General features: G+C 60.7%; 12 protein-coding genes and 1 tRNA gene. 1 reads left to right on the top strand and 12 read right to left on the bottom strand.

What is annotated here, in order from left to right; all coding sequences use genetic code 11:
• Positions 1–79: 79 nt before the first annotated feature.
• From pyrC to trxC, 8 genes are all read right to left on the bottom strand, one after another.
• A complete protein-coding gene (gene pyrC, locus HGO38_RS04045; protein WP_250954647.1) occupies positions 80–1117 on the bottom strand; it encodes a dihydroorotase in 1038 nt (345 codons plus the stop codon).
• A 136-nt stretch (positions 1118–1253) separates the two neighbouring features.
• Positions 1254–2351 carry an HD-GYP domain-containing protein gene (locus HGO38_RS04040; protein ID WP_250954646.1) on the bottom strand — a complete coding sequence of 366 codons (1098 nt, stop codon included), beginning with the start codon at positions 2349–2351 and terminating at the stop codon, positions 1254–1256.
• Positions 2352–2369: 18 nt separating this feature from the next.
• Positions 2370–4649, bottom strand: coding sequence for an ATP-binding protein (locus HGO38_RS04035; protein ID WP_250954645.1), 2280 nt, complete (start codon positions 4647–4649; stop codon positions 2370–2372).
• On the bottom strand, positions 4646–5143 hold the full coding sequence (locus tag HGO38_RS04030; protein WP_250954644.1) for a putative pterin-binding protein: 498 nt from the start codon (positions 5141–5143) through the stop codon (positions 4646–4648). The genes HGO38_RS04035 and HGO38_RS04030 overlap by 4 nt, the downstream gene beginning before the upstream one ends.
• A gap of 29 nt (positions 5144–5172) precedes the next feature.
• Complete coding sequence (locus tag HGO38_RS04025; protein ID WP_250954643.1) at positions 5173–5565, bottom strand: response regulator; 393 nt, start codon at positions 5563–5565, stop codon at positions 5173–5175.
• A 399-nt stretch (positions 5566–5964) separates the two neighbouring features.
• Positions 5965–7005, bottom strand: a complete 1041-nt coding sequence (locus HGO38_RS04020) for a 4-hydroxyproline epimerase (protein ID WP_250954642.1) — start codon at positions 7003–7005, stop codon at positions 5965–5967.
• Between the two features lie 150 nt (positions 7006–7155).
• Positions 7156–8391: an alpha/beta hydrolase gene (locus HGO38_RS04015; protein WP_250954980.1), complete on the bottom strand. Its 1236-nt coding sequence runs from the start codon at positions 8389–8391 to the stop codon at positions 7156–7158.
• Positions 8392–8594: 203 nt separating this feature from the next.
• The gene (trxC, locus tag HGO38_RS04010; RefSeq protein WP_250954641.1) at positions 8595–9041 is read right to left on the bottom strand and encodes a thioredoxin TrxC; all 447 of its coding nucleotides are present in this window, start codon (positions 9039–9041) and stop codon (positions 8595–8597) included.
• 89 nt (positions 9042–9130) lie between these two features.
• Here trxC and HGO38_RS04005 point away from each other — a divergent pair, with 89 nt between their 5' ends.
• Positions 9131–9433 (top strand): ArsR/SmtB family transcription factor, encoded by a 303-nt coding sequence (locus HGO38_RS04005; RefSeq protein WP_250954640.1) that lies wholly within the window; start codon positions 9131–9133, stop codon positions 9431–9433.
• 11 nt (positions 9434–9444) lie between these two features.
• On the opposite strand, the gene scpC is transcribed toward HGO38_RS04005, so the two are convergent.
• From scpC to HGO38_RS03985, 4 genes are all read right to left on the bottom strand, one after another.
• Positions 9445–10938 (bottom strand): succinyl-CoA:acetate CoA-transferase ScpC, encoded by a 1494-nt coding sequence (gene scpC / locus HGO38_RS04000; protein WP_250954639.1) that lies wholly within the window; start codon positions 10936–10938, stop codon positions 9445–9447.
• Between the two features lie 191 nt (positions 10939–11129).
• Positions 11130–11206, bottom strand: a tRNA-Arg gene (locus tag HGO38_RS03995).
• 137 nt (positions 11207–11343) lie between these two features.
• Positions 11344–12828 carry a sensor histidine kinase gene (locus HGO38_RS03990; protein ID WP_250954638.1) on the bottom strand — a complete coding sequence of 495 codons (1485 nt, stop codon included), beginning with the start codon at positions 12826–12828 and terminating at the stop codon, positions 11344–11346.
• Positions 12829–13017: 189 nt separating this feature from the next.
• A complete protein-coding gene (locus tag HGO38_RS03985; protein WP_250954637.1) occupies positions 13018–15030 on the bottom strand; it encodes a methyl-accepting chemotaxis protein in 2013 nt (670 codons plus the stop codon).
• Between the last annotated feature and the right edge of the window lie 449 nt (positions 15031–15479).

Below are 15479 nucleotides of genomic sequence, written 5' to 3'. Positions count from 1 at the left end.
GCCAATCGCGATCCACGACAAAAACTGATGCCGGGCTCTCGCGTATTGCGTGAAAGCCCAGGCATCGCTTCGCCTGCCCTCAGGCGACGTCCCACAACAGATCGAACATCGGATCGAAAACCGTGACCGGACCGGCGCCGGTTTCGATCTTTGCCGGGAAGCTCACCGGCGTCTCGCGCTTCACCAGTGTGATCGTCTCGTCATTCGGTTCGAGCCCATACCAGGCCGGGCCGTTGAGCGAGGTGAAAGCTTCCAGCTTATCCAGCGCATTGTCCTGCTCGAAGACATGGGCGAGGCAGCTCATGGTGTTGATCGAGGTATAGATGCCAGCGCAGCCGCAGGCGCATTCCTTGAGCGGATCGACATGGGGCGCCGAATCGGTGCCGAGGAAGAAGCGGGGATCGCCGGATGTGGCTGCGGCGCGCAGGGCGAGGCGATGGCTTTCGCGCTTGGCGACCGGCAGGCAATAATAATGCGGCCTGATGCCGCCGACCAGGATGGCGTTGCGGTTGATGATCAGGTGATGGGTGGTAATCGATCCGGCCAGGTTCTTCTGCGCCGACTTGATATAGTCGATGCCATTGCTGGTGGTGACATGCTCCATCGTCACCTTCAGCTCGGGCAGACGCTGGCGCAAGGGATCCAGCACCGTCTCGATGAACACCGCCTCGCGGTCGAATATGTCGACCTCTGGCGTCGTCACCTCGCCATGCACGCAGAGCGGCAGACCGATCTTCGCCATGCGCTCCAGCACCGGCATCGCCTTGTCCATATCGCGCACGCCGCCGTGGGAATTGGTCGTGGCGCCGGCCGGATAGAGTTTGACGGCGGTGATCAGACCGCTTGCCTTGCCGGCCTCGACATCGTCCGGGCTGGTGTGCTCGGTCAGATAAAGCGTCATCAGCGGCTCGAAGCGATCACCCGCCGGAAGCGCCGCCATGATGCGATCCCGATAGGCCTTGGCATCCGCCGTGGTGACGACCGGCGGCACGAGATTGGGCATGATGATGGCGCGGGCAAAATGCCGGCTGGTATCTTCGATCACGCCCTCCATCATCGCGCCGTCACGCAGATGCAGATGCCAGTCATCGGGGCGGCGGATGGTGATCGACGGCATGGCTCAAGGTCTCCGGGCTGCACAGAACTGCGCCGTCGATATCACTTTCCGTCGGCCAGGAAAATCGCCGCCGACCGATTTCCGCATTTCTTCCAGTTCAGACGCAAAACCGCCCTGAACGGTTGGTGCCTCTCGACTAGCGGGCCATCGCGATCTTTCCGACATCGAGGGCCGCGGCGCGAAGGGCGGCTTCCTGGGCCTGTTCGCGTCGGTCCGTTTCCATGATGTCGCGGATCTGCGGCAGGGCCCGCTCGAAGGCGGCCACGCACAGGGGATCGAACTGCGTGCCGGCACGGCCGAGAATATGCTCGACCGTCTTGTCGTAGGACCAGGCCGCCTTATAGGGCCGCTCCGTCGTCAGGGCATCGAAATTGTCGGCAATGCAGACGATCCGGCCGGAGATCGGAATGGTGTCGCCGCTCAGGCGGTTGGGATAGCCCTGCCCGTCCCAGCGCTCGTGGTGGCTGGCGGCAATTTCGGAGGCCAGTTGCAGCAGCGAGGAATGGGAGCGGGAGAGAATATCACTGCCAATCTGGGCATGGGCCTGCATCTGGCGATATTCGGCCTCCGTCAACCGGCCCTGCTTGAGCAGCACTTTATCCGGCATCGCCACCTTGCCGATGTCGTGCATCGGAGCTGCAAGGCGAATGTCAGTGCATTCCTGCTCGGACAGGCCCATTTCCCGCGCAATAGCTTCCGAGTAACAGGCGACCCGAAGGGTATGACGGGCGGTTTCGGGGTCCTTGTACTCGGCGGCCAGCGTCAGCCGGTGGATGATCTCCTGTTCGCGCATGCGCAATTCGCCAACGGCCTTGTCGACCTCGCGGCGCAGCCACTCGGCCTGATCCGACAATTGCCGACGGGCGACCGTCAGGCTGACGATGTTCTGGACGCGGGCCTGGAATTCGACGGGATTGACCGGCTTGGTCAGGAAGTCGATGGCGCCGGCGTTGAGTGCCGCCATGCGGGTCGTCATGTCCTTGTCGGCGGTCACGAAGACCACTGGCACATTGGCATATTTCTCGAACCGGACGATCTCGGTGAAAAGCTCGACGCCGTTATAGACCGGCATCTGATAGTCGATAATGGCAATATCGAAATCAAGGTCCGGCAGGGCCGACAGCACAGCCTCCGGCGTCGAAAACGCGACGGCTTCGCAATTGTCCAGCTTCTTGACCAGTTTGGTCAGAAGCTTGAGGTTGGTATTGTTGTCATCGACCAGCAAAATACGCATAAAACACCTCCGCAGCGCTCAGGCTACCAGTTTCAATTTCAATGTTTCGATTTCATCCGACAGCATGTCGACATCGGCCGTCGTCGGCTCCTGATCGCGCAGAGCATCAGCCTTCACAGCGATATCGCTCAATCCGACATTGATCGCCGCGCCCTTGATCGTGTGCAGGACGCGGTCGATATCCGAGCCTCTTTCGCTGGCAAGGGCTGTGTGCAGATCCGCCAGAAGCGAGGTGGCATCGTCGAAGAAAGACTCGATCAACTCGCGATAGACGTCTTCGCCGAGCGCTTCCACCAATTCCAGATAACGCGCTTCGTCGACCCCGGCGATGCCATTTGCGGACGGATGGAAGGGATGGTCGCCGGCAAGCGCCAGATCTCCGCTCAGGTCGAGATTGGAAAACGCATTCAGTTCCATGGTCTGCTCAGGCTCCCACGACGGATCGGCACCGGTTGGCGCAAAGGAGACGATGACGCTGCGCAGTCGGCCCATGGTGACCGGCTTCGATTCAAAGCCGACCATTCCCGCCGCCAGGCAGCGCCGGCGATCATCATCGGAGGCATTGGCGGTCATGGCGATGATCGGGGTCAAGGCCGATGGGCCACCGCCCTCGATGATCCGACGCGTGGCCTCGATGCCGTCCATCACGGGCATCTGCATGTCCATCAGGATCAAGTCGAAGGCCTCGGTCTCGGTCAGCGCCACGGCTTCGGCACCGTTGCAGGCGATCTCGACGGTCTGGCCAAGCTTGTCCAGGAACCGCGTCGCGACCTGCCGGTTGACCTGATTGTCCTCGACGACGAGGATGCGCAGTTGCGGGAAGTGGGCCGACATTTCGTGGAGGCCGGCCTGATGTCGAACGTCTTCCTTGCCGGCGGCCATGACCGGCAACTCGAACCAGAAGATACTGCCGACGCCGACTGTGCTGCTCATGCCGAGTTCGCCGCCGAGCTTTTCGACGATCTGCTTGCAGATGGTGAGGCCTAGCCCGGTGCCGCCATATTTGCGGCTGATGCTGGCATCGACCTGCGAGAACGGCTTGAACAAGCGTTCAAGACCGGCTTCATCAATGCCGATACCGGTATCCTCCACCTCGAAACGCAGCATCAGAGCGCTGCCGCGATAAAACTCGCGCAGCCGCAAGGTGACTGTGCCGTTCTGGGTGAATTTCACCGCATTGCTGAGCAGGTTGAGCATGACCTGGCGCAGCCTCGTCGGATCGGTGCGCACGTACAGCGCATGCAGCGATCCCGGGATATCCAGAATGATCGCATTGCCGTGATCTTCGGCTCGGCCCCGGATGATGCTGATCGTGCTTTCGGCAAGGCTTGATATGTCTACGGCGCGCTCTTCAAGTTCCAGCTTGCCATGTTCGATCTTGGAGAAATCGAGAATCTCGTTGATGACTTCCAGCAGAGCCTCTCCCGACGAGCGGATGGTCTTGACGCTGGAGACGGCGTCATCGGGCAGTTCCGCATATTCGAGCAGTTCGGCCATGCCGAGAATGGCATTGAGCGGCGTGCGGATCTCGTGGCCCATGGTCGCCATGAACTGCGACTTGGCACGGTTGCCGGCGTCGGCGGCATCATAGGCGTCCGACAGCTCCCGGGCCATGGCTTCGACCCGGAGGCCGGCCTGGCGCACCGACTTCAGCTGGCGCCGCAGGGTGACGACCAGGAAAATGACCGAGATCATCAGGAGGCCGAGCATGATCGCCGACGTCCGCTCCAGATCCAGCACCATGCCGCGCACCTCGGTGCGCTCGTCGCTGACCCTGGCATTGGTCAGGATCAGCAACTGTTCGGTCTTTTTCGACAAAACAGCCAATTCCTGATCGATCGCTTCCAGATCGGCCTCGGTCGGTCTCGCGCCGTTCACAAAGCCGTCGAAGACGGACTGCATGCCGTAAACCTGCCGCTCGATCTCCGCCAGATGGATTTTGATCGTCGGATCGGCTGCAAAATAAGCACTGAAGCGCGACTCGCGGACCAGCTTGGTGCGCGAATAGAGGATATCATAGCGAAGCGCCAGATCATCGAAGCGGCGATCCTGTTCACTATGGACGCGGCGCAGTTCGGCAAGGCTGTAGTCGAGGGCGCGGGCTTCGCGATCCAGCTGATAGACCGACCAGACCGCATTTTCGCGGATACCGTCATGAAGATAGCGGAAACGGTTGGAGATATCCGAGAACAGCATGATCAGCACGATCAACAGGATGGTCGACAGCACCTGCAGGATGACCGTGGTCTTGCCCGCACCCTTCATGATTTCGGATGTGACGCGTCCAAATCCGGTCAAGGCGCAACCTCGATCGACTGGATCTGCCAAACAGATCGCGAGAAATACCGCTCGTTGTACAGGCTGGCATCCAGATCAAACGGATAGACCAGCATCAATGGCCCTTTTTCGCGCACAGACATCGGCTTGCCGGCAAGCCGGGTGGCCAATATCGTCTCCATGTCATAAGCGTCGCTGACCGGAACCTCGGCCGTGTAGCCATTGAGGGCCTTCACCGTCATCGTCTGGCCCTCAACGCCGGCCGCCGTCAGGACAGCACGCAGCAAGGGGCCGGCAAACTGGACCTTGCCTTCTGTCCAGGGCGTTTCCATCGTGGCGGTGCGGCCCTGAAGCGCCTCAAGCATGTCCAGATCGAATACGGCCTTCCCGTCGAGGTTTGGGTGAGCAACCTTGCCCGAAATCGTCAGGATGACGGCGCCTTTCGGCATCTCAAGAGCAGCTGCCGGACCGGCAGCGAGCAGAACGATGGCAAGGAAAGAAAGGGCGCGTTTCATTCGGGTTCACCGGTTTGCTGGAAGAGGTTTCAACCTGTCGCCGAGATCGCGGCTGTCCGACGCTGGCGATGCTGCTGAAGCAGCGCACGGAACCTGATCGTTTCAACCGGCTTGGTCAGGAAGTCAGTGATACCGGCCTGGATGGCTGTATCGCGCAGTGTCGGATCCTGGTCGGCCGTCACCATGATGATCGGAACAGTATCGTAGCGGCTCATCATGCGGATCGCCTTGGCAAACTGCAGCCCACTCATGCCCGGCATCATCTGATCGACGATCAGCATGTCGAAGAACGTGTTGTGACAGAGCTTCAGGGCCGCGGACGCGTCGGGCTCCATGACGATCTCGTCATCGGAGACCTTTTTGGCAAGGTGCTTCAGGATCATTGCATTCGTGGCATTGTCTTCAACGATCAGAATTGTCATCCCGGCTCCCCTTCCCCCTTGCTGAACAGTTCCTGCAGCAATCCTGTTTCGGTGCATCGCTTGAATGCGGCGCGCCTTTTCCTGCCACTGGAATATCAAAGGTGACCTGAAATAGACTGAAATAATTGGATCGAATTTTAGCTATCGATACTTTAATCCGACCTTAAGGATTAGGTCACCCTAAAACGTGCCGCATTTGTCCGGATGTACCGAAAGTATATGGGGAATCGCGCACCCGGCGCGTTCATCGTCACCGGTCCAAGGCAGAGGAGATGCGCGTTGACCGTTCCGCCGTGCTTCATTCATCGTATGGCGACTGCGCCGTTGTCTGGCAGTCGCCGCGCGGCGCAGGGATTTACGCCGCGGGCTGCACCAACCGGCTGCCCGACATTGTGATGACTAGCTGATCCCACCCGCGGATGGGCCCCAGACATCCGTCAGCGCAAAGCCATTGGCCAGCGGATCGAACGGGTCGAGCGAGACCTGGTGCAGACCGAAGGTAAAGCCCCGACCGCTGATGGTCGGGATGATGGCCGGCTTTCCCGCCACCTCTGTCAGTCCGGCCAGGCCGACGATAAATTCCGAGCCGATAATGGAACGGGACAGAAAAGTATCGCCGGGCTTTGCCTTGCCGCGGGCATGGAGCGTGGCGAGATTGGCCGAGTTGCCGGTGCCGCAGGGAGAACGGTCGACGCGCCCCGGCCACATGGTGGTGCAGGTCCGGATGGCGCCATCCGGATCGACGTCGCGGAACATCACATAGGCAACGCCGGAGATGGCGGGGATTTCCGGATGCACGACGGGGATCGTCCGGTTGATGAGATCCTTCAGGATCATGCCTGCCTCGACCAGCCGCCTCGCACTGGCCTTTTCGATCGTTGTGCCGATCTGCGACACATCGACCAGCGCATAGAAGATGCCGCCGTAGCAGAGGTCGACGGTGATGCGGCCCCATTCCTCGGTATCGATCCCGACATCCAGCTCATGAACGAAGGACGGCACCATAGTCAGCTTGACGCGCTCGCAACGGCCATCGTGGCAGGTCGCAACCGCCTTGACGAGGCCGGCCGCCGTATCGAGGACAACCGTGGTTTCGGGCTCCTGCATCTCGACAATACCGCTTTCGAGCAGCGCGGTCGTGACGCAGATCGAATTGGAGCCGGAACTGGCATGGGCCTGATCGGGCTGCAGAATGACGAAGCCGGCGTCTGCGTCCGGATGTTTGGGCGGAAGAAGAAGATTGACCGAACCGATCGGGGCGCCGCGTGGCTCCAGAACCAGAAAGCGGCGCAGTTCCTGGCCCTTGGGATCAGTGTTCAGCCAGTCCAGCTGCTCTGCAATCGAATTGCCGGGAATGTTGGGCACGCCCCCGATGGCGACCTTGCCGATTTCGCCTTCGCAATGCACGTCGAGCAACTGGATCGTACGTTTCCACCTCATCTGTAAAGCCTCCAGCTATCATCGAACAACGCTTGGCCAAGTGATATATCACATTGCCGAGCCTGCCTAGACCTTGCCGCAAGAACAGGCCGTGCGGCGCTTGTATAATGCGCGCCATTCCGTCCATCGGGCTGCAGGGTTCGTCCGTTGTTATTTCCCCACGGCATTGCCGACCGTGTCCCCAACCGAATCGAGCGTGCCGCCGGCGGTCTCGCTCAGCAGCAGCAATTGCTTGTCGTAATTGCGCCTCGTGCGGGGATCGAAAATCAGGATCGGCGCACTGATCACCGTGCTTGCCGCCTGCCCGACGGTCGTTGCCGCGCCGATGGTCACGGCGCCCAGGCTCTCGCCAAGGCCGATATCGGAATCGGTAACGGTCTGGCCGGCGATAAGCCGGTCGCCGATCAGGCGCACCACTTCGGGGCTCTCGGCAAACTTGCCGTGGTTGAGATTGTCGCCGGATTTCAGCTTGGTCAGGTCAAGCACGGTAATGCCGGCGCTTTCGAGTTGAGAGCGGTAGGGTTCCTTGCTGGCATCGATCTGCCCCAACCGCTCGACATTGCCGGAGATGCGGCGCGACAGGGTCAAGGCCCGGTCATCCTGTGAGACGAACAGGGTGAAATGCGGCGGGGTCGGCCCGAAGCTGCGGAATTGCTGGCCAAAGACATCCACATCGAGATCAGGGGCAGCAAGGATCACATTTTTGATCTTTGGATTGACCTGGCCATCGCGGATCGCCATCTGCCGCAGCGCCTCGACCGCCAGCCAGGTTCCCATGGAATGGGCCATGACGGTGATTTCGCCCACCGACTTGTCCCCGGCGATACGGGCCAGAAGCTCCTCCAGCGCGTCGCGAGAATAGTTGGTGCTTTCCTTGTCGTAGTTATAGTCGAAAATGCTGGCGCGCGACGGCCAGGTGAAGACGACCGGGACGACATCCGTCTTGGAATCATGAACGATCTGCGCGAAGCGGTAGACCGCTTCCTCGTAGCGATTGTTGAAGCCGTGGACGAAGACCAGGACGCGTCGGCTTTTGCCCGAATGGGCCTTCAGCCAGGACTGGCCTTGCGCCGGCGTGGCCAGCGGTTCGACGGATACGGTTGTAAATTCCTTGGCAGGGTTGGGCGGCAGGCGCTTGGGCCATTGCACCTCCCCCACCTTGCGAACCGCATCGGGCGGAATGGAAATTGTGACGGCATCGATCATCAAGCCCGTTCCACGCTCGCCGCTAAACAGCACGGCCTTGTCGGGCGCTGGCGCGCGGGTGGTTGCGGCGATCAGATGCACCTGCGAAGCACCGCTTGAGGCCTGCACGCCGACGGGCTGCATGACGCCGATCGGCCGACCGCCACACCCCGCCAAAGCGACGACGATCGCCATCATCATGGCGAAAGCCCTGTCGGGGCGGTGGTGGCGAGAGGATGAAATCGTCATAGCGGTCTGTTTCCGATCGGCCAGGACGCACATCGCGCACACCGCATACGCTTGATCCTACGCCGCCAATCAGAGGCGTTTTAAAGGCAAAGACAGTTGCGATCCACCCCTTTCGTCCGTTTCTCCCGCCCGACCTGCCGCCGCGGTCGTCGGCTTCAGGACAAGGTGCCCAATTGCCCTCTTGTCCAGTCGACGATCTGCCGGGTGGTCATCGCACCAGACACGCGCGCGATTTCCCGGCCCTTGTCGAACAACAACATGGTCGGAATGCCGCGAATGCCGAACCGGCCGGCGACATCGGGATGATCCTCGGAATTGAGCTTGATCAGCCGGACCTGCGGCTCCATGACGCGCGCCGCCTCTTCGAAGGCCGGCGCCATCATTCGGCAAGGGCCACACCAGGGTGCCCAGACATCGACCAGAACGGGGATGGCGTTGCGCGCTATCTGCTTATCAAACATGGCGGGAGCCGCCTCCACCGGATGCCCCTGAAACAGGGCCTGCACGCATTTTCCGCACTTGGCCGCGTCGGCTGCATGCCCTTGCTTCAGCCGGTTGACTGCCGCACAGTGGGGGCAGACGATCTCATGATCCTTTTCCATCCTGCTCTTCTCCGCCAATCCTGCCCCGCTGACAATGAGGGGCAATGCTCAACTTGACAATATATTCATAATAACGTATATACGCAAGCATGAAACTTGATCCCGAGACCATGCAAGGCGCCGCCGATGACGCCAGCGAGTTGCTGAAGGCTTTGGCCAATCGCCACCGGCTGCTTATTCTCTGCCAGTTGATCGATGGCGAACGCTCGGTCGGGCAATTGGCGGAATTTCTGGGCATCCGTGATTCAACGGTGTCCCAGCATCTGGCGCTGTTGCGCCGCGACAGGATCATTGCCGGCCGGCGCGATGGCCAGACGATCTGGTATCGGATCGAAAGCGAGCCGGCACGCAACGTCATCAGCGCCCTCTACGCCTCTTTCTGCGCGACCTAGCAAGCGCGCCCTCAGGCGGGGCGCATCGTGCCGCGCGTGCGCAGGGCATCGTGCCAGGACAGCGCCTGCTCGATGAGATGCGGCGTCTGGCCTCCGCGCACGGTGGCACGGTCGACATAATCCTGCAACGCGTCGCGATAATCCGGGTGCACGCAATTGGCGATGATGACCGCCGACCGTTCGCGCGGTGCCAGGCCGCGCAAATCGGCAAGGCCGATCTCCGTCACCAGGATGTCCACGTCATGCTCGGTATGGTCGACATGGCTGACCATCGGCACGACACTGGAAATCGAGCCGTTCTTGGCCACGGACTTGGTCACAAAGATCGACATGAAGCCGTTGCGGGCAAAATCGCCTGATCCACCGATGCCGTTCATCATGTGGGTGCCGCCGACATGGGTGGAATTGACGTTGCCGTAGATATCGAATTCGAGCGCGGTATTGATGCAGATCAGACCCAGTCGACGGATGACTTCGGGATGGTTGCTGATCTCCTGCGGGCGCAGGATCAGTTGATGCTTGTATTCGGCAAGCCGCGGCAGAACCCTCTGATACATCGGGGCCGACAGGGTGATCGACGAGCCGGAGGCAAAGGTCAGTTTGCCGGCATCGAAAAGTTCGAATGTCGAATCCTGCAAAACCTCGGAATACATCTTCAGATCATGAAACGGCGTATCGATAAAGCCGTGCAGCACGGAATTGGCGATGGTGCCGATGCCGGCCTGCAGCGGCTGCAGTTCATAGCCGAGGCGGCCCTGCTTCACTTCGTTGCGCAGGAAATCGGTGAGGTTTCCGGCAATGGCGCGGGTATCGTCATCGGGTGGCGAAATGCTGGCTGAACTGTCATGCTTCTCGGAAACGACAATGGCCACGATCTTTTCCGGCGGGATGGAGATATAGGGCAGCCCGACGCGGCTTTCCGGCGTGACCACCGGAATCGGCATGCGGGCCGGCCGGCGCGACGGGATGTAGATATCGTGCAAGCCTTCGAGCGTGATCGGCTGTGACAGGTTGAGTTCGACAATCACCTTGTCGGCGAGAATGGCAAAGCTGGCGGAATTGCCGACGGAGGTGGTTGGCACGATGCCGCCGTGCTCGGTGATGGCAACCGCCTCGATGACGGCGATGTCGACCGGCTTGATCTGCTGGGTTCGCAACTGCTCGACGGTCTCGGACAGATGCTGGTCGATGAACATCACCTCCCCGGCATTGATCGCCTTGCGCAATCCGGGATCGGACTGGAAGGGCATGCGGCGGGCCAGAACATGGGCCTCGGCCAGCGTCTTGTCGAGATCGTTGCCAAGCGAGGCACCCGTCAAAAGCGTGATTTTCAGAGGATCCTTGCGGGCCCGCTCGGCCAGCGCCATCGGCACCGCCTTGGCTTCCCCGGCACGCGTGAAGCCGCTCATGCCGACCGTCATTCCGTCCTTGATATAGGCCGCAGCCTCTTCGGCGCTGGCGAGCTTGTCCATCAAGGGCCTGTATCGGATCCGGTCACGCAACATAAAAATCTCTCCCAACATCCATCTGATATCCATGGCTCCAGCGACAAGCGCGGACAATGGACTGTGAATGACGGAAATTGCGCGATGCCACCTTGATATTTGTCAATCGGGCAACAGATCAGCCATGCGCCTGACGCATGGCAGGATCGCGTGTGCGATCAGATAATTACCAAAATCATTTGGGAAGAAAATGGCGCACCCGGAGCGATTCGAACGCCCGACCCCCAGATTCGTAGTCTGGTGCTCTATCCAGCTGAGCTACGGGTGCGTGTCCAACCGGCATAACCGGTGGCGTGGCGATCCTCTAAAGCCTCCTTGATTTTAATGCAAGCGTCTTTCGAACAAAAAATGTCATTTCCCTGAAATATCGCGATCACATGATTGAAATCATTGCCGCTTTCCTGTTCAGGCCCGGACCCGCCAATCGTCGAGGGCAACGGGGCGGTCGGGTATCTCGATGCGGAAAAGGGTTCCGGGCGCCGGCTTTTCGACCAGTGCGATGGTGCCGCCATGGGCCAGCACCAGTTCGCGGGCAATCGCCAGGCCGAGGCCGGTGCCGCCCGAGCGGGCCGAGCCACGGAAGGCGGCAAACAGATTTTCGCGCGCCTTGCTGGGCATGCCGGGGCCATTATCGTCGATGGTGATGCTGACGACGCTGCCGATGCGCTGGGCCGAGACCGTGATGCGGCGCAGCGCCTGGTGCGGCTCGGCGCCGTGATTGGCGAGCGCCTGGGCCGCATTGCGGCAGATGTTATGAATGACGCGGAACAATTGCTCACTATCGCCGTCCACTTCCAGATCGGGAGCGATCATGTCGAGGAATTCGATACCGCTCTCCGGTTCCAGTGCCAGAATATCGCGCACCTCCTGGCACAGAACAGACAGCCGAAGCCGGCGGCGGCGCGGCTCGGCTTCCGACGCCTGGCCGTAGGCGAGCACTTCGCTGGTATAACCGACGGCACGGTCGATGGTGCGCAACAGTTTCGGTGCAAAGCTCTTGACCATGGGATCATCGACATCGACCAACCGGTCCGACATCAGCTGCGCCGAGGCCAGAATATTGCGCATGTCGTGGTTGATCTTCGAGACGGCAAGGCCGAGATCGGCGAGGTTCTTCTGCTGCTTCAAGGTCTTTTGCAGCTGTCCCTGCATGGCCGCCAGATGCCGGCCGGCAAATGCCAGTTCATCGCCGCCGCGGCTTGGCACCATGATGCGCGACGGATCCTCGGGGCTTTCGGCAAAATCCTCCATGCTGCGGGTCAGCCGGCGCACCGGGCCGATCATCATCCGGTTGATGGCGAGGAAAATCAGCAGCGCGGTGATGACCGAAATGAGCAGCGACAGGACCAGGATATTGCCTGCGTAAGACAGCATGGCCTTGCGCAGGCTCTTTTCCTCCAGAACAACTTCGATCTGTACATCGCTTTCGCCCACCGGGCCGAAGACCCGCACCACGCGATCCCCGCCGAACAGCAGCGTGTCCAGCGCGTCGCAGACGGCCTGCAGCATCGGCACGTCAGAGAGGTCATATTGCGCATCGACCTGCGGCGGCATGCCATCGACCGCCAGGAGCTTGGAGGTTCCGTCCTTGCGCAGCACGATCGCCTTGGTGCCGGTTGCCATCAAGGCGTCATTCTGGACGTTGCGCGGCAGTTCGATCGGTTGCAGACCATCAATGACGACGCTAGCGGCGGCCGCCGTATTCAGCCGGTTCTGCAGCCAGCTGAGCCGCATATTGGCGATGGACGGCGTGAAGATCAGGACTTCCGCCAGCATGACGAAGACGGCCGTCAGGATCAGCAGCTTGCCTGACAATCCCCGAAACAGGCCAGGCATGGCGCCGACCGGCGACACCGATGCTGCTGCCAAACCCCGCTCTTGCTCCCGCATCGCGGCCTCCTTGCTTCAGGCCCGAAGGTCAATGACGATGATTCGCCGTGCCCTGGCCCTGCATATTAAGAGGTGAGCATAGAAGGTTCCGGCGAATTTTCCAAACGCCTCTCCCTGCAGCGCAAAAAAGCACCGCGACGGGGTGTCGCGATGCTTTGTTTTTTAGGGCCGACCCTTGGTGAGGGACGATCAGAACTCTTCCCAGTTGCCGCCACGACCGGCGGCTGCAACTGTCTGTCCACCACCGCCGAAGGCCTTGGCGACATTGCCGAGCATGTTGCGGACATGCGACGTGACCGGCTGGTGGGTCGCGGGTGCTGCGACCACAGGACGACCCGGGCTGCGATCCGACAGACGGAAGTAGGACACCAGGCTGGCAAGGCCGGCAGCTTCCGAAGACAGCTTGTGGGTTGCAGCCGAGGTTTCCTCGACCATGGCCGCGTTCTGCTGGGTGACCTGGTCCATCTGGTTGATGGCGGTGTTGACTTCCTGGAGGCCGGTTGCCTGCTCCTGTGCGGCCGTGGCGATCGAGTGGATGTGATCGTTGATCTTCAACACCCGCACCTCGATCTCACCGAGCGCTTCGCCGGTGCGCTGAACCAGCTTGACGCCACCGGCGACTTCGGTGCCGGATTTGGTGATCAGGGCCTTGATGTCCTTGGCGGCATTGGCCGAGCGCTGCGCCAGTTCACGCACTTCCTGAGCGACAACCGCAAAGCCCTTGCCGGCATCTCCGGCACGGGCCGCCTCGACGCCGGCATTCAGCGCAAGCAGGTTGGTCTGGAAGGCGATCTCATCGATCACATTGATAATCTGCGAAATCTCGCGTGCGGCCTGTTCGATCCGCCCCATGGCGTCGACAGCTTCGCGAACAACGACGCCCGACTGGGCAGCACTTTGCTTGGCTTCCGTCACCATCTTACTGGCTTCCTGGGCCCGTTCGCTGGAGCTGCGCACCACGACGGTGATCTCGTCCAGGGCGGCCGAGGTCTGCTCGAGGGCGGCGGCCTGCTGCTCGGTGCGCTTGGACAGATCGTTGGTGGCCGAGGTCAGTTCGTCGGTATTGCCGTGGATGGAGTCGGTCTTCTGGCGGATTTCGCTCATCGTCTGGCGCAGACGGTCGAGCGTGGTGTTGACGTTGGTCTGCAACTCCGCAAAGGCGCCGCGGAATTCGCCGCGCATGTTGTGCGTCAGATCGCCCTCGGCGAGATTGGCAATCACGCGACGGGTTTCCGTCACGCCGGTATCGACGGTCTTCAGAAGATCGTTGATGTTGCTGGCAAAGAGATTGAGGTTGGCGTCGTCGTAGTTCTTTTCGATCCGCTTGGTGAAATCGCCTGCGGCGGCGGCCGAGACGACGGTGGCCATGCTCGATTGCAGATCGTCACTCTTGGCGCGCATCGCCGTTTCCTGGGCGTTCAGGCGATTGACGGCCAGGCCGTTCTGCTTGAACACCTCGACGGCGGCGGCCATGTCGCCGATTTCATCGCGACGGCCGGCATAGGGCACTTCAGTCTCGAAGTCACCTTCAGCCACTCTCTTCATGGCATGGGTGACGTTGCGGATGGGCCGGCTCAGCTGGTTGACGCCAACGAACATGCCACAACCGGTACCGGCTGCGACGGCCAGAACGGTCACGGTGGAAATCAGGATCAGCATGGTCGACTGGAATGAGGCAAGCGAATCGGTCAAAGCAGCCAGTTCAGCCTTGTCGCTGTCGACGACGGCATCGATCTCGGCCTGGAAGGCCTTGCGGTTGGCGCGATTGTTTTCGTTATTGCCCTGCTCGTTGGCGGCCTTCGGATCGACCTGCGTGCCCAGGCGAGCGGTCTCGGCCCGGAACGTGCGGAATTCGGCGGCGCGCTTGACCATCGCGTCGAATGTCGGCTGCTGGGCGGCGGGAACCAGCGGCTTCCAGTCGGCGATGACCTTGTCCATGGAATCAAGACTTTTCAGGAGGCCCTTGGCGAAACCATCGGCCTTTTCGGTGGAAGGCGCCGCGTAAATGCCGCGCGCGTCCATTACCACGGCCGTCACGAGACGGTTCAGACGCTCGCCCATGTAGGCGCGCTGCGATACCGATTGCACCTCCTGAGACTTGGCGCCGTATTGGACAGTCACGAATATACCGATCGCACCGATCAAAACAGCAGCAAACCCCAACATGCCGACCAACGAATAGACTTTGCCGCTAATTTTCACTAGCCCCACTCCTGATGTGAAACCCACCTGGGACCAACGCAGCGTCAGTCCCTCACTATCCTGTAAAATACCCCCTCCATGTTAATGAATTGTTGCCTCCTAATTTTCGTCGCTTTTGCGCCAATGACTTGTCTGCGACAGCGTGGATCTGAATTGAAGCGCCGGCTTTCTTGCAATCACCGCGGTAGGCGACAGAAAAGCACGGTGAAAACTGAATTTTGTTTCATTTCAGCAACCGGAAGATGGTTAACTCGGGGAGTGCAAGATTTGACCATCAGGGCCTTGATGCGGCTCTGAGAGACCCGCCAATTGACTCCGGCAGCCATCGTCCGTATAAGGCGCGCGTTCGGACAGGTGCGCCCGTTTCCGCGGGTCCTCCAGCCGTTCTCCACACTCTAACGCTCTTGCAGCAATGCAAACCCAAGAAGGGCCGCACACCGCGGTATTAA

Source organism: Rhizobium sp. CG5 (assembly GCF_023701945.1).
Lineage (GTDB): Bacteria > Pseudomonadota > Alphaproteobacteria > Rhizobiales > Rhizobiaceae > Allorhizobium.
This window is presented reverse-complemented; position numbering and strand designations above follow the sequence as displayed.

Bases quoted from the DNA above. Each gene is read 5' to 3' on its own strand.
- pyrC (WP_250954647.1), bottom strand. From the start codon at position 1,117: ATGCCGTCGATCACCATCCGCCGCCCCGATGACTGGCATCTGCATCTG.
- HGO38_RS04040 (WP_250954646.1), bottom strand. From the start codon at position 2,351: ATGCGTATTTTGCTGGTCGATGACAACAATACCAACCTCAAGCTTCTG.
- HGO38_RS04030 (WP_250954644.1), bottom strand. From the start codon at position 5,143: ATGAAACGCGCCCTTTCTTTCCTTGCCATCGTTCTGCTCGCTGCCGGT.
- HGO38_RS04025 (WP_250954643.1), bottom strand. From the start codon at position 5,565: ATGACAATTCTGATCGTTGAAGACAATGCCACGAATGCAATGATCCTG.
- HGO38_RS04020 (WP_250954642.1), bottom strand. From the start codon at position 7,005: ATGAGGTGGAAACGTACGATCCAGTTGCTCGACGTGCATTGCGAAGGC.
- HGO38_RS04015 (WP_250954980.1), bottom strand. From the start codon at position 8,391: ATGATGATGGCGATCGTCGTCGCTTTGGCGGGGTGTGGCGGTCGGCCG.
- trxC (WP_250954641.1), bottom strand. From the start codon at position 9,041: ATGGAAAAGGATCATGAGATCGTCTGCCCCCACTGTGCGGCAGTCAAC.
- HGO38_RS04005 (WP_250954640.1), top strand. From the start codon at position 9,131: ATGAAACTTGATCCCGAGACCATGCAAGGCGCCGCCGATGACGCCAGC.
- scpC (WP_250954639.1), bottom strand. From the start codon at position 10,938: ATGTTGCGTGACCGGATCCGATACAGGCCCTTGATGGACAAGCTCGCC.
- HGO38_RS03990 (WP_250954638.1), bottom strand. From the start codon at position 12,828: ATGCGGGAGCAAGAGCGGGGTTTGGCAGCAGCATCGGTGTCGCCGGTC.